The organism is Paenibacillus sp. sgz302114 (assembly GCF_056120345.1).
On record NZ_JBVYOI010000002.1, the window covers coordinates 444,334 to 463,084 of the forward strand.

18 protein-coding genes are annotated in these 18,751 nt (G+C 41.1%); 6 read left to right on the plus strand and 12 right to left on the minus strand.

Annotation, left to right across the window (positions count from 1 at the left end; genetic code table 11):
• Nucleotides 1-112: 112 nt before the first annotated feature.
• From AC0LWF_RS07120 to AC0LWF_RS07130, 3 genes are all read right to left on the minus strand, one after another.
• Nucleotides 113-298 (minus strand): AAA family ATPase, encoded by a 186-nt coding sequence (locus AC0LWF_RS07120; RefSeq protein ID WP_474650851.1) that lies wholly within the window; start codon nt 296-298, stop codon nt 113-115.
• 167 nt (nt 299-465) lie between these two features.
• On the minus strand, nt 466-1,644 hold the full coding sequence (locus AC0LWF_RS07125) for an MFS transporter (RefSeq protein WP_474650852.1): 1,179 nt from the start codon (nt 1,642-1,644) through the stop codon (nt 466-468).
• A 70-nt stretch (nt 1,645-1,714) separates the two neighbouring features.
• Nucleotides 1,715-2,764 carry an NAD(P)-dependent alcohol dehydrogenase gene (locus AC0LWF_RS07130; protein ID WP_474650853.1) on the minus strand — a complete coding sequence of 350 codons (1,050 nt, stop codon included), beginning with the start codon at nt 2,762-2,764 and terminating at the stop codon, nt 1,715-1,717.
• A 215-nt stretch (nt 2,765-2,979) separates the two neighbouring features.
• Between AC0LWF_RS07130 and AC0LWF_RS07135 the strand changes: the two genes are divergently transcribed.
• Entirely contained in the window at nt 2,980-3,528 is a 549-nt protein-coding gene (locus tag AC0LWF_RS07135; protein WP_474650854.1) for a TetR/AcrR family transcriptional regulator, read from the plus strand.
• A 516-nt stretch (nt 3,529-4,044) separates the two neighbouring features.
• On the opposite strand, the gene AC0LWF_RS07140 is transcribed toward AC0LWF_RS07135, so the two are convergent.
• A complete protein-coding gene (locus tag AC0LWF_RS07140) occupies nt 4,045-4,260 on the minus strand; it encodes a small acid-soluble spore protein Tlp (RefSeq protein WP_474650855.1) in 216 nt (71 codons plus the stop codon).
• A gap of 201 nt (nt 4,261-4,461) precedes the next feature.
• Between AC0LWF_RS07140 and AC0LWF_RS07145 the strand changes: the two genes are divergently transcribed.
• On the plus strand, nt 4,462-4,644 hold the full coding sequence (locus AC0LWF_RS07145; protein WP_474650856.1) for a DUF2524 domain-containing protein: 183 nt from the start codon (nt 4,462-4,464) through the stop codon (nt 4,642-4,644).
• A gap of 602 nt (nt 4,645-5,246) precedes the next feature.
• On the opposite strand, the gene AC0LWF_RS07150 is transcribed toward AC0LWF_RS07145, so the two are convergent.
• From AC0LWF_RS07150 to AC0LWF_RS07170, 5 genes are all read right to left on the minus strand, one after another.
• Nucleotides 5,247-5,663 (minus strand): hypothetical protein, encoded by a 417-nt coding sequence (locus AC0LWF_RS07150; RefSeq protein WP_474650857.1) that lies wholly within the window; start codon nt 5,661-5,663, stop codon nt 5,247-5,249.
• Nucleotides 5,664-5,688: 25 nt separating this feature from the next.
• On the minus strand, nt 5,689-6,759 hold the full coding sequence (locus AC0LWF_RS07155) for a TniB family NTP-binding protein (RefSeq protein ID WP_474650858.1): 1,071 nt from the start codon (nt 6,757-6,759) through the stop codon (nt 5,689-5,691).
• 168 nt (nt 6,760-6,927) lie between these two features.
• Complete coding sequence (locus AC0LWF_RS07160; protein ID WP_474650859.1) at nt 6,928-9,036, minus strand: Mu transposase C-terminal domain-containing protein; 2,109 nt, start codon at nt 9,034-9,036, stop codon at nt 6,928-6,930.
• A gap of 200 nt (nt 9,037-9,236) precedes the next feature.
• Nucleotides 9,237-9,887, minus strand: a complete 651-nt coding sequence (locus AC0LWF_RS07165; protein WP_474650860.1) for a TnsA endonuclease N-terminal domain-containing protein — start codon at nt 9,885-9,887, stop codon at nt 9,237-9,239.
• A 100-nt stretch (nt 9,888-9,987) separates the two neighbouring features.
• Nucleotides 9,988-11,937 (minus strand): TniQ family protein, encoded by a 1,950-nt coding sequence (locus AC0LWF_RS07170; protein WP_474650861.1) that lies wholly within the window; start codon nt 11,935-11,937, stop codon nt 9,988-9,990.
• 1,022 nt (nt 11,938-12,959) lie between these two features.
• Between AC0LWF_RS07170 and AC0LWF_RS07175 the strand changes: the two genes are divergently transcribed.
• From AC0LWF_RS07175 to AC0LWF_RS07185, 3 genes are all read left to right on the plus strand, one after another.
• Nucleotides 12,960-13,871, plus strand: a complete 912-nt coding sequence (locus AC0LWF_RS07175; protein ID WP_474650862.1) for an exonuclease domain-containing protein — start codon at nt 12,960-12,962, stop codon at nt 13,869-13,871.
• A 130-nt stretch (nt 13,872-14,001) separates the two neighbouring features.
• The gene (locus AC0LWF_RS07180) at nt 14,002-14,475 is read left to right on the plus strand and encodes a tyrosine-type recombinase/integrase (protein ID WP_474650863.1); all 474 of its coding nucleotides are present in this window, start codon (nt 14,002-14,004) and stop codon (nt 14,473-14,475) included.
• 150 nt (nt 14,476-14,625) lie between these two features.
• Complete coding sequence (locus AC0LWF_RS07185) at nt 14,626-14,901, plus strand: hypothetical protein (RefSeq protein WP_474650864.1); 276 nt, start codon at nt 14,626-14,628, stop codon at nt 14,899-14,901.
• A 421-nt stretch (nt 14,902-15,322) separates the two neighbouring features.
• On the opposite strand, the gene AC0LWF_RS07190 is transcribed toward AC0LWF_RS07185, so the two are convergent.
• From AC0LWF_RS07190 to AC0LWF_RS07200, 3 genes are all read right to left on the minus strand, one after another.
• Nucleotides 15,323-15,484 (minus strand): hypothetical protein, encoded by a 162-nt coding sequence (locus tag AC0LWF_RS07190; protein ID WP_474650865.1) that lies wholly within the window; start codon nt 15,482-15,484, stop codon nt 15,323-15,325.
• 385 nt (nt 15,485-15,869) lie between these two features.
• Nucleotides 15,870-16,196, minus strand: coding sequence for a hypothetical protein (locus AC0LWF_RS07195; protein WP_474650866.1), 327 nt, complete (start codon nt 16,194-16,196; stop codon nt 15,870-15,872).
• A gap of 143 nt (nt 16,197-16,339) precedes the next feature.
• A complete protein-coding gene (locus tag AC0LWF_RS07200; protein WP_474650867.1) occupies nt 16,340-17,845 on the minus strand; it encodes a helix-turn-helix domain-containing protein in 1,506 nt (501 codons plus the stop codon).
• 169 nt (nt 17,846-18,014) lie between these two features.
• Between AC0LWF_RS07200 and AC0LWF_RS07205 the strand changes: the two genes are divergently transcribed.
• Nucleotides 18,015-18,236 (plus strand): hypothetical protein, encoded by a 222-nt coding sequence (locus tag AC0LWF_RS07205; protein ID WP_474650868.1) that lies wholly within the window; start codon nt 18,015-18,017, stop codon nt 18,234-18,236.
• The last annotated feature ends 515 nt before the right edge of the window (nt 18,237-18,751 follow it).

Genomic DNA, 18,751 nt, shown 5'->3' on the forward strand with positions numbered 1-18,751 from the left:
ATATGATTTTATATATTTTGAACTGTTGCACCAATTTTCGTTAGATTACAAAAACTCCAGCAACGAATACATAATTTGCAAGCTACGAAGCTGGGAGGCTGGACCTTCGTTTTTAAGCAGAGAAAGCATCTTCGTGGGCTTTGCTTATGAAATCTGGGTAATCCCCGTCGATTAAGCCGTTGGGATTCTTTAATGCATCAGAAGACAGTATTACCGAAGTTTCTTTAATAGCTAATTCCTTTGCGAATGTAGATTTCCCTGCTCCGGGCAAGCCAACTAACATGATTAACTTAGGCATATCATTTCCTCTCTTTCTACCTTCATTTTTTCTTTCAATGCTTTCACGAGGATATTGGAATTTTTATCGCTCGTTAGCGCTTCGGGTAGATCACCGAAACAGCCTGAAGGTATCATGGTAGGTTAATCCGTTTTTGATAGCTCCATCCTGTAAAAAGCGTCGTTGGGTTAACCTTCGCCTTTGAGCCCCTCCAATCGAACATTCCGATATATTCTTGGATAAATCGTTCCAACGCTTAGGATTAAGAACAAGATTCCCCCAAGTACTACGTATTGCGTACTTACACCTGTGATGAATAACCCACATACTGCTGCACCAATCGTAGTACCCAAGTTGGCCGAGGTCAGAAAGATGCCATTCGCGAATTCAGGAGCTTCTGGTGCTGCGGATACGATCCAATACTGATTGATGTTGCCTCCTATCCCGCCCAATATCCCCCAAATCAATATGATAAATGCCATTGGCACACTAAACTGCCCCAAAAATAAAGGCAGGAGGTATACTGCAAGCATTGCGAATGGATATGACACAACCGTTCTTAATGAGTGCTTAGCCAGCAGCTTCCCAGCGATCATGTTCCCAACAATATTAGCCACGCCGTACATGAATAACATCAAACTGATCGTGTTCCAAGCATAATGAGTCACGGTCTTCAGATACTCGGCAAGGTAACTGTACACCCCGAATACGGCTCCGTTCATGAAGATAACACCAGCAATGGAAAGCCAAGTCATTCCTCTTCGTAGTACACGCAATTGAGTACCGTAAGAGAGCCTTGTCGAAGCAGGCATCGAAGGTACGAACAGAAGTGTCGCGAAGAAAGCGACCATTGTTACGGCTGCAAAGAACAACATCGCATAGGAAAGCGAAGTAGCGGATGCGATTACACTTGAGACCGGTACGCCAAGCACCATCCCCGCAGACACGCCAATGAATACTTTAGCAATCGCCTTTGAAGTATCTTCCTTGCTGGCCGTCGCTGCTGCGACGGTAAACGCCAATGAACAATAAACCGGATGGAAAAAGGCCGGAATAACCCGTGCAATCAATAACATCGTAAAATTTGACGTGAAGGCTGAGACAAGGCTGCCTGCAATAAAAATGCCAAGTACGAACAACATCACACTCTTACGGTTCATCCCCGAAAATAGTAAAGGCAATATGGGCCCGGAGACGGCAACCGCTAGCGCAAATAGACTCACGGTTAATCCTGCGGAAGAGATGCTGACATCGTAATGATCCGCAATCAGTGGCAAGATACCGATCACGCCCATTTCGGTATTTAGGATGCCGAATACACCAAGGGTCAATATATATACAAGCAATTGATTTCGTTCAGTTTTCATTAACCATTCCTTCCAAGGGCTCACAGATATCGTGTGGAAATTTCATTAAAACCACTCTAGGGGCTGCCTGTTACTCCGCACTCATTGTGCTAATATCAATGACAAAACGATACCTTACATCAGAAGCTAGAACACGTTCCCACGCCTCATCAATCTGGTTGGCCGAAATAACCTCAATCTCGGGAGCAATATCGTGCTCTGCGCAGAAATCAAGCATCTCTTGTGTTTCTCGAATACCTCCGATTGTCGAGCCTGCAAACGAGCGACGATGAAGGATAAGTGGAAATACGTTAATTGTCATCGGTTCGGCTGGGGCACCGACATTGACCAGAGTACCGTCGAGCGCCAGCAATGAAAGGAACGCGCTTGTGTCAATTGGCGCACTCACCGTATTAATGATCAAATCGAATGAATTCGCTAATGTCTTAAACGTGTCTGGATGACTTGTAGCATAATAATGGCTTGCTCCAAGGCGTAGTCCATCTTCTTGCTTCTTCAAAGTTTGAGATAATACCGTAACCTCTGCCCCCATGGCATGTGCGAGCTTGACCGCCATATGACCAAGTCCGCCAAACCCAACGACGGCAATCTTCTTGCCAGGACCAGCTTCCCAGTGGCGCAGCGGCGAGTAGGTTGTAATTCCGGCGCATAGCAGCGGAGCAGCGGCGTCTAATCCGATGCTGCTTGGAATTCGAACAACAAAGTCTTCCGTTACGACGATATGGGTGGAATAACCGCCTTGTGTATAATGCCCGTATCTGTCAGTTGCAGCGTAGGTTCCCGTATTTCCATTCAGGCAATATTGCTCATCGCCATTGCGGCAATGTGCGCACTCTCTGCAGGAATCAACCATACATCCTACCCCTACTCGATCGCCAACCGCATGCTTTGTAACTGCCGAACCAACAGCTGCGACAATACCGGCAATTTCATGACCCGGTACGAGCGGATACTTTACCGGCCCCCAATCCCCGCGGGCTGTATGAATGTCAGAGTGGCAAATTCCGGCGTATTTAATTTCAATTAGGACATCTTGTGGTTCAAGCTCTCTACGCTCGATCGTTGTCAGATTGAATGGACCTTCAGGGCTGAATGTAGCGCGTGCATGAGCAGTAATCATCGTAAATAACCTCCTGGGACTTCATATTTGGACATTTGCTACTATCGACTAAAATAACAGCAATCGAAAAAACATATTTATTGGTTTAATCAACTCATGTCTATTATTATATTGTGAAGTAACTGTTACTCAATGGTTAAAATCAAGCAATGTGTCAATATCTCAACAGAACAATGAAATCTGTCTAATAAAATGGAGAGTTTGGTGGGGCTGTAATGGCAAAAGTGGATCGAAGAATTATGAAGACACAGGAATCCTTGAAAAAAGCGGTTCTTGAGCTTATGACTGAAAAAAGTTTCGATGAAATTACGATTCAAGATATCGCTGATCGGGCAAATGTAAATCGAGGAACGATTTATCTTCATTACGAAGACAAATACGATTTATTGGAGAAGCTTATCGAAACCCATCTTAATGAAATGCAAGCAATGGATAATTGGGCATGTGAGATGGATTGGAACGAAGCACTTGTTCCTTATTTTGAATACTTCGAGAGAAATTATTTGTTTTTTTCGACCATGTTAGCTAGTAAAGAAGCTCCGTCTGCCTTTAGAACACGGCTGCTTGCTTCATTCGTGGAAGGATTCAAAGCTGAGATCGACAGAGAGAGCGGTAAGAATACAGGGCTTAATGATGATGTCATGTTGCAATTCGCTGGTTCGGCTTATGTAGGTGTAATTGAGTGGTGGATTACGAGCGGAATGCCTTATCCGCCTCAAGTAATGGCTAAGCAAGTGGGAACATTATTGGGTCGCAGTCTCTAAACACGGAGCAAGTAAAATTGAGTAACGTAAAATGTCCATGTCCATTAGTATATTAAAAAGGTGGCCTTTCGTTTCTAACCGGCCATCTGAGTTGCTTCTTTGGATAATTTTTACTTGGTCCAATTTTACGGTCGCTACCTGATAGAAGGAACTTGGTGTTATTTTGATCGGCTTTCCATTTAGGTCTGTTATAGATGCATAATTGCATTTTCCGGCTATATATGTAAAAACTATCGTGCTTTGGTTGGATACCATATCCCTCGAAGGACAAGCAGAATTGGGCGGATTTGAAAGCTGAATTTACGGAGTTATGGTCAAGTGGACATGGGGCTTCTTTTGACGAAGTCGTAACTCAAGCAAGATCTTTCGTCACGGCAATGAGCGAGGACTGAGAGGGAGATGAGATCGGAGGCGAGAATGTAAAATACTTCCTAGAACCATAACCTCAAGATGAAAGAGGCATCCGAATGGATTCGGATGCCTTTATTTGGAATCTAGAAACCATATAGTAAACTTTTATTGGTCGGCTTCATCCTGCTTCTCAGCTTGGAATTCTTGAATGCTTTCTTTGCGCCGCTGATTCTTGGCTTCGATGATTCCTTTTTCATCGGCACTAATTTCATTTGCATGCTCATCCAAATAGGTTTCCGCTTCCTGCAAATTAGCTTGCGTGTTTTCAATATGCTGCTGCAGATGGATCTTATTATCTGCACGGTTATCGGGTTTAGCCATGTGATTCCCTCCATTTGGTGTTAATTACGAACCTTTTCATATTGGCCATTACTTACTTCCACTATTCAACGGAAATTTTTTATTTTGCATGTCATCGCTCTCCGATTTAGGTTTCATCGGCAACCATGTAGAGGATGTATATAAAAAGTAAAATCCACCATAATAGTCGAGTACACTTCATTAACGACTGGAGGAGATAACATGCTCGACAACCTTGAAAGCAATTATGATTGTGCCAATGCTGGTGATGACTTGCATCAGCTTAAGCAGGAGCTCGATTCAATTCGGAATCGCCAAACAACAGAACAGGCAACACAAGATGCTATTAATCGTCTTGAAAATCAAATCTCGTTCATTTTAAATAAATGCGATATTAACCGCTAGTCTTGACACGGCTTGATGTCATTTTCGGATGATAAGAACATATTTGCTTAAGAAGCCGCATTGTTGCGGCTTTTTTCATGCGGATTTTTGTTTTAAGTTTTTTGTTACTATTAGCTTCGCTAAATTTGGGAGGTTTAATCTGTATACTATGTTACCTGTACTAGTCACCTTAGGGTTGTTCCATGTTTAACCAGCGACGAAACTGCTGTGTGATACATCTTCTGTTCTATCTCTTCGCGTCAGTAATATCAAGCGATTAAAGAACTTTATTAATAATAAGCCTCATTTCAGACTGGAGTGATTAAAGAACTTTATTTTGCGTTAAAGAACTTTATTTTCAATTAAAGAACTTTATTTTCCCTCATCATGAGTGGCGTCAGAAATCCGGAGAAAACGAGAGCAAAAAGCTTGGTTTTTCAAGGGGGCAATTTCAAGTTTACTGAGAATCAATGTCGCCTGAGGTCTCAAGCATATCACTATTTACCACAATTTTTGAGAATATCCTTCAAGAGACTGTGTATAAATATACAGTTAAAAATTTACAGAGAAAAACAAGTGGGATAGTCACACACAGTGACTACCCCACTTGTTTTATTTAATACTTACTGGCCAATATTACTCATTTGCCTTCTCAATGATGCCTTAGTAACTTTAGATGGTTTATTAAATAAAATACTGTGTTCAATATGCTTTTCTTTATATGTAACTAGAAGATTAAATTGTTGAAAAAGCTTTTGCAAACTTTTTGTGGTTAAAGAAGCATGGTAAAGATAAAAAGAGTTTATAACCATTTCTTTTGGAGTATACTTTTCTAGAATCTGCTTCAGTTTTTCTATATTTAGTGCTTCAAAGGAGAGTTCGGAAAATAAGACATTTCTAGTTGCTGAGTCAAAAACAAATATCACGATTGGTCTTTTATTTTTATTCTCCACGGCATCGAATAGCTCAATTTCTAGCATTTCAAGATGCAGATTAATTTTATCATGTGGTTTGCACTCATTATTAGTGCTTTGTATCAATGAAATCCCCCCTTTAAAGCATGGATCAGCCCCCGACAGGCTGATCCATGCTTTGTTTTCGCAACTTCCTTAGAAGCCGGTTTTCTAACTTCTGCTTTGCAAGCAAATCTTGTTTATATTTATCTTCCTTTTCTTTTTCCTTTTTCAGTACTGCTGCCAATTCGAAATCCTCAATTTCAAAGGGATTGACCGAAAATGGTCTTGCAGTCTGCTTGATTTTCTTGAATGCCTGATTCAGATGACTCATTTCAATTAAGTCACATCCAGCATTTACAGCATACATTGTTGCTTCAATTAGCAGTTGCATCACGTAAGATGGCACACCTAGTGAAGTGTAATAGATTCGATCTGAAATGGCCATGTCAGTGAGATTCGTCGACTTAGCGAAAGGTAATTGCTTCTCGATCTCTAGGACGAATTTTCGGAAAGTCGTGATCTCCGCAGCACTACCATAACGGAATGGTGGCAGTTCGATCTTGTTTGTAAACCGACGGTCCAACTGAGGATTATTAACAAAAATCCGCATTGATTCCGGCATTCCGCACAGAACCACCGGTATATTACTTTCCTCGGTAAAGGTTTTGACCCAATTCGACGCAGTAACAAGTACGTGGTGAGTGTCGCTATCAATTAGGTGCTGAAACTCGTCAAGTATAATCATCTTGACATCGCACTTCCTAACCAGATGATGAACACGGCTGGTCAACTCAGACTCAGTCCCTCGAAAATGATAGGGATCCCCCATATCAAATAAAACCTTTGACGCTAATGAACGAGGAGTTGCTTTAGGTGGTACTTTGACGTGTAGTACAGGAACTTTTGTGTACTCACGTGTGTCTGTAACTACCTCTTCACGAGGGTAGCGATTTGTAAACTCACTGGTTACTGTACTCTTACCAGCTCCTGTTGGACCATACAAGTATAAGCAATCCGGTGCAACAGAGTCCTCTCCAAGTGCGAACCGCAATTCAAGCTCGTCTAGCACTTGTTTATAGATCGGGTGGTGAACAATGATTTTCTTTACATGTTCGACGCGTCTCTTCAGTTCTACACGACTTGGTTTGACACCATTGAGCTCAGAGAACTCCTTATTCATTTTTTATTCCCCTTCGTTCGATTTGGTTTAAAGAAGGATATTCAACTATATCTACCATTCTCACCAAATTTGAAAATTGTATACATTAAAAATGCTAGCTGACCAAAAAAACAGCTCCCAAAATGGGAGCTATCCAATCAAATTTATTTGGTATGCGCTTCTCGCCTGCTATCTTCCTTTCGTCCCAGTGCCCCATTCTGGCAGCGAATCTAGGTCCACATCATATGGAATGCCTTCCCCAGGAATCGGCCCTTCAATCTCGCCAACCTTAATTGATGATACTTTCCTTGAATTGGAGCCAGTAGATTTATTCTCAAGTGTGGCATCCTCAATGTTCTTAATCAGGTCAGCATTCTCTACCACTGGTATGAGATGTGAAGGCACACCGGTTAGAGCTGTAACCATTGGAAGATTAGCTGCTGCGCTTCGTACGTTCCTTCTTTTCGTTAGCCTATACTCTTTCTTTTCTTCAGCTACAATATCTGCAATATCCTGGTAGCCACTCTCTTCGACCTTTGGATCAAAGTGATAGTAGTCGCTATTGTTCTTATGACATATATATGCAAGCAACTCCGCATGTACCGGAAATAATCGATCAATCTTTTTGTTTTCCAAGCTTCCATTACGGGGGTATGCCTCAATATAACGCTTCTCCTTCTGATCCCTGACAAATATGGTGCGAAGATCAGAATCTCCGTATCTTACAAGTACGGTTGTATCGCCCTTCTCGCGTTCAAGTTTTAATCTAAGTTGATTCAGGTCATCACTGAAGAAAAAGTTTCCTAGCAGTTCAATTCCTTTTGGAGTTATCTTCCTCGATACAGTTTTAGTCGAGAGCAACAATTCAAGGTATTGCCTTTTATAAGGTAACTTTCGATGGACTTTACACTCCCTTAATCCCCTCTCCCACAAGTGATGTGGTACACCACCTTCACCTTTTGCGCCTTTTCCACGATTATAGTTATGTGCTTTCAGTTTAACGAGCCAAATGTGAATAATTTTATATAGCCCTCGCATGCTTACACATGCTCTTTCTCTCGCATCATATACATCAGCCTCTGGGATGATGGCCCCTTCGTTCGCTTGGAAAATTTTCATGTTCCCATCGTGAAAAGAGCCTTCAACAGATCCTTTTTGATGAGGTGCTCTTACTTCACAGAACTGCGTTCCAATCCTAAGAAAGTCACATACCTCCTCAAAATCTTTACTGTCATTAATTTTGGCATTATCCACTCTAATATTTTCTGGCCTTCCATAAGCTGCCCATTCATAATTAAGATCTGGCAGAAGATCCTTCAAATACGTCTTAGGCATCATACAATGCAACAGTAATTGTTTTAAGTCTTGCGCATTAGGCTCCTTCTTCATGATGATGTGAAATCCAAGAGGATAACCTGTATGCTTATCAATGCCATATAACAGTGTCGGTCTCATCGTTTCATCCAAATCGAAATCACGGATTAAGTATGGTAATGGTGTCCAGTCTACCTCCATTACTTCTAGTGGCCGAGAAGTAACCGTCTCTGAGCTAACACCATTCTGGATATAGTCTGCTTTTGCCACACCATAAAGCAATTTATTACGAGGGTACGGGTTCTTCAGTTCTTTCCGAATTCGTCGGAAGGTCGATTCGGAAATGAGATGTAGCTTGTCTTTCTCATTCCTCATTTCGTTATCCGTTCGGATTAGACTCGTAAACTCTCTAAATAGCTGATGATCCGTTGGTTGCTCTGCATTACTATCCGCGGCATGAACAAGCTTACTGATTCTTTTAATCAGTTCCACATCCGTTTGTCTTGATCGTGGTCCTCGATCTTTCGGCAGGAGATACCGTTTATCCTCATGCTTGTTCCAGCGCTCAACAAGTCTATAAAATGACGCAGTGGACAGCTTTGGCATTGACTTTGGTCGCTGCTCGATCGGATAGTTTTCAAGATAGGTTGTTAACTCTCGCCCTTTTATTTTACCGGAAATAAATGGATCAATGAGCTTATATCGAAGTTTCATTTCTTCTTTCTGTTCATCAGTGTAGTCTTCAAGAGAATGTTCGATACCGTCAATTGAGTCTTTGACGTCTTGCTGCCTGTCCTCTCCTTCGTCCTCTTTAAAAAAGAGGCGTTTTTGTTCGTACGCGGATAAAACCATATCCTCACTTAGCAATTCAATCTCATTGTAGGATAGGTTTTTCACCTCGTACTCATTATCAAGGACTTTTCGGACTTCGTATTCAACATTGTCAATTCGAAACCTCGTTCCGTAAACAAATTCTCCAAACATATTATTCCCCCCCTCTCATAGCAATTTCATGTAAGGGCCTTTTAGAGATGGGATGCGCGGAGTGGTTTAAAGAAACAACATAACCAATTGGAACTCGAGTACTTGTATCAATTGCCAAGTACAACGTAAGCCTTTCATGATAACCCTGAACACAGCAGTCCAACTTTTGTTCATACAACTCAGCAGTATTCTTATTCATATTAAATAACCTCCATATCATTTAACTCAATATAGGAATCTTCAGTGAGAGGCGAAGTAATTAAATCGACCAGCAAATCCTCCATGTAGATTAAGCGGTACAGTGCAACAAAGAAATCATGGTCCGAGACATCCATAAAGTCCTCCCTGATCTCAAAGATATAACAACGCTTTCTCTCCACCATTTTTTCTGTTATTAGCAGGGTCAATTCGTCAACGCCGTCCTCAAATCCATGCGCACGAAGTATAGAGAGATTCTCCTGCAAATAACCAGGCCGAATTTGTTCTTCGGTCATAATTACATATTTCCATCCTCTTTCTTCGCAAAAGCGTCGCCCTACTTCATATTTCTGAATGTTTTTCGGGTAGTTTAAATATTTTTTAGGCTTTACTTCCACTATGGTTATTTGTCCTTCAGGCGATGCAGCTTTGAAATCTGGGTAGTACCGATGCGTTCTGCCCATGTGAGTGTATTTTATACATAGCGGCTGATAGTGAATTTCGGATATTTCTCGAGCAAAATCAGCTAACCGAATAAAATCCCTCTCCAAGTAACTTTCCCAGTGAACCATTTCGCTGGTTGTTAAGAAGGGTTCTTTCCCACGAAAGCCCTTACGCTTCGGTCCGATTTTTCTAGCTACTACATCTTGCATTGTTGGACACCTCTTTTTTGTCACCTTTTTAGGAATCATTCTCACCAATTATGAAAGAATATATACATAAAAATAGCCCCCAAACTAGTATTGGAGGCTCTTAATACTTTGAAACCAAGCTATTAATTAGTTGAAGGAGTGAGTCGCTTCGAGCAAATAAATATTGGAATTCCTCAGTGGACTTCTGTCCATTTGCAGGTGAAAAGTTTTCACTCCTCAGAATTCGGAGTAACGACACTCCGTTTTTTCCAGTGAGTCGTTGAATTTCCCCCAATGTAATATAAGTCTCGCTAAATCTATCAAGTGACTGCTGCGTAATTTTCAAATAACCTGTCGGCTCTTTTCTATGTTCCAAAAATCCCGTCTTAATCAGATATGACAGTCTATTACTACTCATTTTCAGCTTCTTGGAAGCCTCCATTAATGAGTACTCACCGTTCTTAACATTTTCAAGGTTGTCCTTAAAGGCTATAGTTATATCGTCTTTTGAAAACAGATATTTACATAAGCCAATCTGCGTATTATCTACACCACATGGATGTAAGGTACCCTGTTTTACTTTAGTTATTACTTCCAGGTAGCTAGGATAGTATCTCCCTTCCATCGATTTACACGCTTTGTGAAAATCGACCAATTCTCCAAGATTAACTCTCTTTACTACCATTTTTGAATGAAACATTTCTAATAAATGATCCAAACTTTCTACGTCATAACGCCAATGTGGATGACCGTCTAATTTCGGACCTCTAACTGCCTTTATTAAACATGCATCCGTAAGCTCAACTAATAATCTTTCATGGTTTATTCCAAGTCTTGCTGCAGCATCTGATGAGTTTAAGGATTCGTTATGTATTTTCATGAATAAGTCTACGCTCTCTCGTGTTGCCAATGTGACTTTAACCTTATTGCTAATTGTTTCAAACCCCTCAAACAGTCCTTGTCTAACATACTTTTTGAAGGTTTTCGGTGCCATTCCATATATATCTAAAACATCTTTCCCGGAATAATAGATCTTAGGAAGTTTAGTAAAATCAATTTTTTGATACTGCTTAATAAAGGAATTCTTCGTATACTTCATCATAAATTCTTCAAAAGCATCTCGGACAAAATCAAACCCGCTTGTTAATTCGTCATTGTACAGCTTTGTATAAAAATCACCAAACGCTGATTGATACATTCTAACTTCGGATTTATCATCATTATCTCTTCTGTAGTCTTTTCTGTGATACCTTTTTGTGCCCCGAAGGTCTGACAAAAATGAAAAGAACTGGTTCGGCCAATTTGTATATACCTTAAGAGCACTATTTAATAGCTTGTGTGTCTCTGCATTACTCTGTTGTTCAAAATGGTTCATGCTCCAAAAAATACGTTCAGATGGCATGACCCAAGCAGTAAGTGCTAGAAGAGATATTAGCTCATTGAAATCAAGAGAGAATAAACCTTCTGCGTAATCAATTCTCTCGGGCATTGGTCCTAAATTAAACTTAAAACGAATGAAATCGGAGAGAAATGAATCGCTTGCTGAAGCTGCCGCTAAGTTTTCACTTTGCAACTCTTTCCAATTTGCCCCACAATTACGGCAGCCATTATGGATACTTGCATCCCATCGAAACGGACTGGAACATTTAGGACAGTGGTCGATTAGCAGACATTTATGTATCTCGCACGTGGTGATAGGGACGAACTGCCACACATTCTTTACATAGCGGTTAGTACACATGCATGCGCTACACAACTTAACCGATGAGGTGTTAACTAAGTAATTAGGGATAATTTTCCCATATGCTTCTACATCATAAATGCGCCTGTATGCTTTCGTTACTTGGACCATACATGATAACATTGATGTCACATTTGGCCCAAGCATTATCAACAACCCGTTTTTCACTATGTCCTCTTTTAACAAGATGTTTAAATTAAAGCCACTTCGATTCTTCAATTTCGCTACAGAATATATACTATGGTAATTTTGATACCCATTCTCCTCAGCCAACCGCACAGCATAACTAAAAAAACCCTCATCAGGGTAAGGATAGATTCGTGATTTCAACAAATAATAGACCTCCTTTCAGCATTTTCAAATCTATTAATTTATTATCCTAAAATGAATAACATATACATTGAATTGAAGATATTATTAATCTCATTAGCGCAATAAAAATGGAACAGTTGCGTAAATCGCAAACTGCCCATGATTTTCATTGCTATTTGTACCCGGTCGTATCATAAGATCAGCCAGTTTTTACTGGTTGATTAATCCACTGGCGTTGTCGTTGTATTCTGAGTTTCTGTCTTAGATGAGGAATATTACAAATTAAACTTGCTACGAAACACTGGTCTTTCACTGCCGCTACCCGCTCAAAGGAGGAGCAATTGTTTAAACCACGAAGGTATAGCCACATCTCATAGTTCGACCGAGTGCCCCCATTCAGACGAACTGACCGGCACATAATCCCGCTTGTGTTGGTCGGCGAATATCACTTGAGCGCGAAAACGGCAACCAATATTTGGTTTCCATTTCTGCATGTTAGCGCCTAGCGTGGCGAATCAACCAATTGCCCCGACAGGAGATCAACAATTACAGGTCACCCGCCCGGTGTTCCATTATTACACAGCAATACGTATTAACTACGGCTGCTTAACGTATTGCCGACCCTATTAATATAAATTAAAGCGGTGTTTACCTTAATAATAATATTGCGAACCGTGGTTTCAACACGTCGGCAGGCACTTGGTAGTATTCAATGATGCTACCGGCAAATATATGGCTACTGGAATAAATCCGATGATGGGGAGCCTTATTTTTACTTCTTCTGTTATTTTTTGGTTTGAACTTGGCGCTTTTGCTGTAACGACCTCGTCCTTATAAGCCATCCCAACTTTTTGAAAAATTCTAACTTCTGCTCATCTGTAGCCCATTCTTGTAATGTGTGCAGTACTCCTTCAAAGCTCACCTATCTCCTTAAACGGATCAAACGAGTAGCTCCAACGAAGACCCGGCTCAACGTTAGTGTAATATCCTTCAGCCCACTGTTTCTTCCAGCGACTGAATGGAAGGAGAACAGCTTCCAGATGAAGAATTTATTGTGGGTCAGAGAGATAAACATTTTAAGTAAACGGGGCGTATTCTCAGTGGACATACAATCATTGTCAAAAGATTATTCACGTTATGGAATAGCATGCTTTCTTGATCTCGAAACAACAGGGTTGGATCCCTATGCGGATGAAATTATCGAAATGTGCGTTGCTTCATTTGTGTTTGAAAGAGAGACCGGTTATATTTTCGGTATACTAGACATCTATTCTGGGTTACGAGAGCCTTCAATTCCAATAAAAAAAGCTGCCAGCGCTGTGAATGGCATTTACAAACGCCATGTTATTGGCAAAAAGATAGACCTTCAGCGAGTTCAGCAAGTTGTAGGGCCAGCAGAGTTCTTTATTGCTCATAACGCAAAGTTTGACTCCGCCTTTATTGAGAGAACAAACATGTTTGATAAACGTTCAATCACTTGGTATTGCAGCATGACAGGTATTAACTGGAGCAAAAGCGGTTGTTACTCCAAAGGTCTTCAATCACTCATTAGTTGGTTTCGTATCTATTCGGTCGGGTCACATAGAGCAGCGCCGGACGTTAAGGCAGCAATAGAATTACTCAATATCTCAAATCAGGATGGAATCAAATATCTCAAGGAACTCATAAATAATAAGCCATTTATTAAAGGAAACTATGATAAGTTTGAGGATTTTAGGAAATTTAAACACCGCGCATTAGAGGTTGCTGCGAGTAGTGAAGTGCCAAAGCACGATTACATGCATTCTCTAAAGACGGCGGTGACGAAGGCGAGTAGAGAAGATTTGCCTAAGCGGGATTACCAACGCAACATAGAGTCGGCCACGAATTATTATTATCGACACACGAGTAATAACGAATTGCCTAAGGGCGATTCTTTATGGCAAAGGCTAAGAAATTTTTTTTGCAAGTGATGCCCCTTAGATTTAATTAATCCTGTCCTCTCTAATCTTAGAAGTGAGTCGGTCATGCTTCTTCTCTGCACTCCGTAAATAAAACCGCATTTTTAGGACATTCCTCAGCTCCTGTCGGCTCGTGGTAAAGGTGCTGCCGGTAGAAAAAGAGAAGCTAACCATTGAGAAAAAGGCGAGCCGTATTGAAGATAAAATCTTACGTGATGATGAAATCTTCGAATTTCGATTGTTCGTCGCCGAAGGATTCCAAGGGGTTTGCGCCGATAACAAGCGAATCTTAAACTCCCACAATAAGAACAAAGAACGAGATCTCGCTCTTGTAAGCTTGATTTTAGGTTCCGGCTTGCGTGTATCCGAAGCGCTCTCACTCGACCTTGATGATGTTGATTCGTTGAAAAATAAGGTTTCTGTAACTCGGAAGGGTAACAAGAAAGACTCAATAACAATCAGTGATATTGCATTGCAGGATTTGCTCTCGTATATAGGCGTACGAAAAGCTCGTTATAAGGTTGGAGACAATCAGCCTGCTCTTTTCCTGTCGCTGCCTACAGGTCCCCGCGGTGCAGTACAGCGAACAATACACAAATCATGCTCCGCAGTCTAAACGCTGGTGAATTACAACAATTTGCCGCCGAATATTTGAAAAAACTGAATCCTTCGTGGGGGACAATTATACAAAGTGGTGCCGTGGAAGGAACGAATAAAACCAGAAAAGGCACACCAGACGCTTACTGTGAACGCGAAGACGATAATTATGTCTACAGCAACCGCCGATAGTGCCAAAGGTAAGGTTCTTGAGGATCTAAACAAGAGCGTAATAAAGCTCGTTTCGCTGAACATTAATGAAGGTGCTTTGTGTGTGGCTGTGCTCTCCTTCGATCCTCAAGTTGACGAAATCGAAGAATGTAAAAAGCTCTGCAAAAAGCACGGCATTTCTTTTGATTATCACAGCAGCGCAATGGTTGGCATCCTCTCTCGTTTGACCGTTATCCAGTCTATTTTATCACCATTTTCAAGGAATTTCGCGTGATTTATGCGTTCTAAAGTTAATAACGATCTCGCAAAGCTTAAGGAGCTGCTCGTACACGAGGATATGAATACAACCATGATATATACTCATATTGGGCAGGAAGATCGTCGAGCGTCCATCTACTTAGATAAAGAAAGTAACATCGTGGTGATCCTAGCCGTGGTTGAATTCAAGTATAAAAGTCATGGAGTAAGCGAGAACTATTAGGTTATCAACAAGATGAAAATGACCAATTATACGACGGCTGCCGCCGGCCCATGACGCAAAGGTGCCGATTCCAGGAGCTAGGAACCGACTTCAAAAAATGAAAGAAGGAACCCCGGGGCTACCCTGGGTCCCTATATTCAGTTGTAATGATAGTTTGTTGTTTAAACGGATGAAGCTATGCCGCTCATTTATGTAATCCTACCTCTTACGGGACCTAACACTGAACTTTAACAGGTCCTACTCCAATACTGACTGGTCTAGGACTTTTCAACGCAAGAATTACAAAACCAGCAATACCAGCAACAGAAATGACCGCTGTTTGTGTTGGGTTTTTCTCAGCCCATGTCATCAATCTTTCCTTTAATGAACTCTCCATTGTTCTTTCACCTCTCTTCTTTTAGCTTGAATTTATCATGATTTATTTAGAGAGCCAGAATTACTTATTTCTCTATTATAGACTGTGTTTTTTTTGCGATTTACTAAAACGGAAGATAGTCATACGTTTTTTACACGATGGACATACATTCATTCTTTTGGTCTAGTAGCTAATCAGAATCTGCATTATTTGAATTCCTTCCTCCCCTCCCCCGCAGCATTCAAAACCAGCCAGGCAATGTTCAGGATTGTAACAAATTAACAGTGAAATGAGCGATTCGATATTATGACGACAAGAGACTTTATCAACCGCCTAATATAACTGCTATTCCTGGATAGGTTCCGGTAATGAGGAGCCATTAATATCAATAAGAGATGACAACTCATTACTTTTTCGGTTTGAACTTGGCACTATATGCCTTGGCATCCTCATCGTCAGTCAGCCAACCATATCTCTGGAGAAATTCCAGTTTGCGCTCGTCGGTATCATAGTGATCCTCAATTCGTTTTCCCGGTACTCGCTCGTTTTCCTTCCCATTGAAGAAACGGCTTGATTCGCCCTCCCTGTAGGAGACTGGCTCACCGTCTTTGATGTACTTGCCACAGTAAACATTCTTATAGCCGCTGTAGACTTTTTCGTCTCCGACCATGCCGTCCAGAATTCCGCCAGCCAGCTTTGCAAGTAACCCTTTTTCTTCGTTAGTCTTTCTCATGATTATACCCCTCTCTGATGTTAAACACGTACCAGTGTATTTTCGGTAACTCTTGTGTTTTGTTTACACTCGTATTATACTCCTTCAAAAATTTACAAACACAAAAACGGGACTATAGTAGTCCCGTTTAGAAATTATGATATTTATTGTAGTACGGCTTCAATGCTGCCTTTTTTTCTTAATACACGACATATCTCAGCTGCATCCTTATACCCCAGTTCAAAAGCGCGTCTTAAATCCGAAAGAGTAACAGTAACTTTCTGGCCGTCAGAATCTATTATGTCGGCGGACTCTAATTCAGCTGTCATGAAATCTCCACACTCATCTTCGAGTTTGCACTGAAATTCCTTTTCCAGCCCATAATAAGCACACACTCTATCCTGGTCATCCCAAATGCGCTCAAGGTTACGAACGAATACAGTCCGGGCTCTCAATTGTTCAAGATATTTATCTATAACGAGCTGCATCTTCTTGTATGCATTTTTCCGAAGCATTAAGACCACTTTGCTTTCTTGAGGCAGGTCAGGGCTATTATATAAAGCTTCGATTTCTTCTATGGAGTCATATGTTTTAATAAGCATCGACTCGGCATTTCCGTAGTGTTCTCTGTATTCTTCCGAAGTCAGGTATTTACTCATAAATTGGCTATTATGAGAAACCGAAAGCCGATATATGCCATCAATGTATTCCATTAAATAGTACTCATTTCTCTCCGGTATAGTATAATTGTATTTCTCGAAATATACATGGATCGAGTCATGCAAAATGTCAGCATTGATTCTTTCATAATAGTTGCGAGTATCGTTGAGATATTCTTCCATATGACGCTGTTCGCTTTTTGCCATGCTTTGCAGTTCCAAAAAGCAATCCCTAAACACATCGGTCTCGTCAATCGACTTAAACGAGCGAAATGGCGTTTCAGGTGCATCAGGCCAAGGCAAAATTTCAAGAAAATAATTTCCATCTGGCTCAGCAGTGAGTTTGTACTGTTTTTTATTTTGGGTATCATCTAACCACATTGTGGCGATACATCTATATCTGTGAAAATCATATGCTGTTGAAAGTGATTCGTATGGGTCTCCAATCAACATTTCGTCGACTGAAGTTCTAACATTTTTCTTTTTTACTTCATACGGGAAAGCCTTTTGATATAACAAGCAATTTTCTTTTCCTTTCCGAGCTCTTGATTTAACTATATCAAGAGACTGAAAACGATATCGTTGCAGTCTATCATTCATGGCGCCAACACTAATCTCTATATCAAACCCACCGTTTAAAACCTCAATTATCAATTTGTCTCGCGGGCTATCTTCATCCAGTTTGGGCATAAACTGATAAATTCGGAGAGCCTCATTGGTATCTTCAACATCTAATTGTAAAGCCGCACATATGGCAATAATGCAGTCTCTTGATTGATTGGGCTTCTGCTTATTTATTATCTTACGGAACATTTCTGGTGGAACCCCAACACGGCCAGCTAATTCCTTTGTAGACAATCCGGGCTTGCCTTTACTGTTTTTTTCCAGCTTTCTTTTGTTCTTTATAAAATTGGCAAAGGTTTCCTCGCTGAATGAAATGTCCTCCTCATGCTCATGCAACACGATTTCGTTCTCTTGAGCAGATTGCATTTCGTAATTATATGTTTTCATCGAATAACACCTCCGTAGGTTTGATGAAAGTATTATAAACCATAATTATACCACTTTTTTGCATAAAGGGACCATATTAGTCCCACTAAAAAGAAGGCAAAAAACAACCGGGAGCTCACGGCTTGCTTCCCCGCAAGTGTGTCACTTACCCTGCATGCGGCAGCGACCTGTGGTAATCATTAAATTGTATCAATCTCTGAATAATTATATCGCAGATCAGGTCGTTCGGCGTCGGCGCCAGCAGTCGAACCATCAGTTCGCGGATATGCTTCGGCGTGCGGTAACGTATGACGTAAGCAACGCCCTCGATTACGCGCTTATGGATGCTCAGTCATATGGAGCTATCAAGACTGATACACAAGCCGGCATAGACAATTTAACAACGATGTAACGAACGCGACTGCGGCCTATAACGCTGCAAAGCAGTATGGAACGCTCCTGTAAGACGATGACGATCTCCGATCTGCTCGGGTAGTAATATCACAACTTCGTAACATAACCGTAGATTAAACAAATAGGCCGGGGCTAACGCCTCGGCTCTTTTGTTTGAAGCGTGGATCCGTGAACGGTTGGGCAAATAAAAAGCTGCGACTCGGCAGCTTTATAAAATAAATGATTCAAATGTAGGGTGACGCAGCTTACTGTCTTTCGTGAAGCACTGAAATTTAACTTTGCATGTGAGTACCTGCTCAAGGTAAATCCAGTTCTTACTCTCACCTTTGACGATCTGCCTGATCTACCTACTGCAGTTTCCGTAAAGCAATTTGCCCTTGTTCGGTACCCCAGAATCCTGTCTGCACGTTCAGCATTAGATCCCCAGCGGTAACCTCAATTTTTCACTATTAAATATTTAGTTAGATATTGATTACTGCTATAGATCGTGTTCAAGTTGACCTATGTCAATGC

Bases quoted from the DNA above. Each gene is read 5' to 3' on its own strand.
- AC0LWF_RS07135 (WP_474650854.1), top strand. From the start codon at position 2,980: ATGGCAAAAGTGGATCGAAGAATTATGAAGACACAGGAATCCTTGAAA.
- AC0LWF_RS07190 (WP_474650865.1), bottom strand. From the start codon at position 15,484: ATGGAGAGTTCATTAAAGGAAAGATTGATGACATGGGCTGAGAAAAAC.
- AC0LWF_RS07155 (WP_474650858.1), bottom strand. From the start codon at position 6,759: ATGAATAAGGAGTTCTCTGAGCTCAATGGTGTCAAACCAAGTCGTGTA.
- AC0LWF_RS07185 (WP_474650864.1), top strand. From the start codon at position 14,626: ATGTCTACAGCAACCGCCGATAGTGCCAAAGGTAAGGTTCTTGAGGAT.
- AC0LWF_RS07165 (WP_474650860.1), bottom strand. From the start codon at position 9,887: ATGCAAGATGTAGTAGCTAGAAAAATCGGACCGAAGCGTAAGGGCTTT.
- AC0LWF_RS07125 (WP_474650852.1), bottom strand. From the start codon at position 1,644: ATGAAAACTGAACGAAATCAATTGCTTGTATATATATTGACCCTTGGT.
- AC0LWF_RS07175 (WP_474650862.1), top strand. From the start codon at position 12,960: ATGAAGAATTTATTGTGGGTCAGAGAGATAAACATTTTAAGTAAACGG.
- AC0LWF_RS07200 (WP_474650867.1), bottom strand. From the start codon at position 17,845: ATGAAAACATATAATTACGAAATGCAATCTGCTCAAGAGAACGAAATC.
- AC0LWF_RS07160 (WP_474650859.1), bottom strand. From the start codon at position 9,036: ATGTTTGGAGAATTTGTTTACGGAACGAGGTTTCGAATTGACAATGTT.
- AC0LWF_RS07145 (WP_474650856.1), top strand. From the start codon at position 4,462: ATGCTCGACAACCTTGAAAGCAATTATGATTGTGCCAATGCTGGTGAT.
- AC0LWF_RS07130 (WP_474650853.1), bottom strand. From the start codon at position 2,764: ATGATTACTGCTCATGCACGCGCTACATTCAGCCCTGAAGGTCCATTC.
- AC0LWF_RS07140 (WP_474650855.1), bottom strand. From the start codon at position 4,260: ATGGCTAAACCCGATAACCGTGCAGATAATAAGATCCATCTGCAGCAG.
- AC0LWF_RS07195 (WP_474650866.1), bottom strand. From the start codon at position 16,196: ATGAGAAAGACTAACGAAGAAAAAGGGTTACTTGCAAAGCTGGCTGGC.
- AC0LWF_RS07120 (WP_474650851.1), bottom strand. From the start codon at position 298: ATGCCTAAGTTAATCATGTTAGTTGGCTTGCCCGGAGCAGGGAAATCT.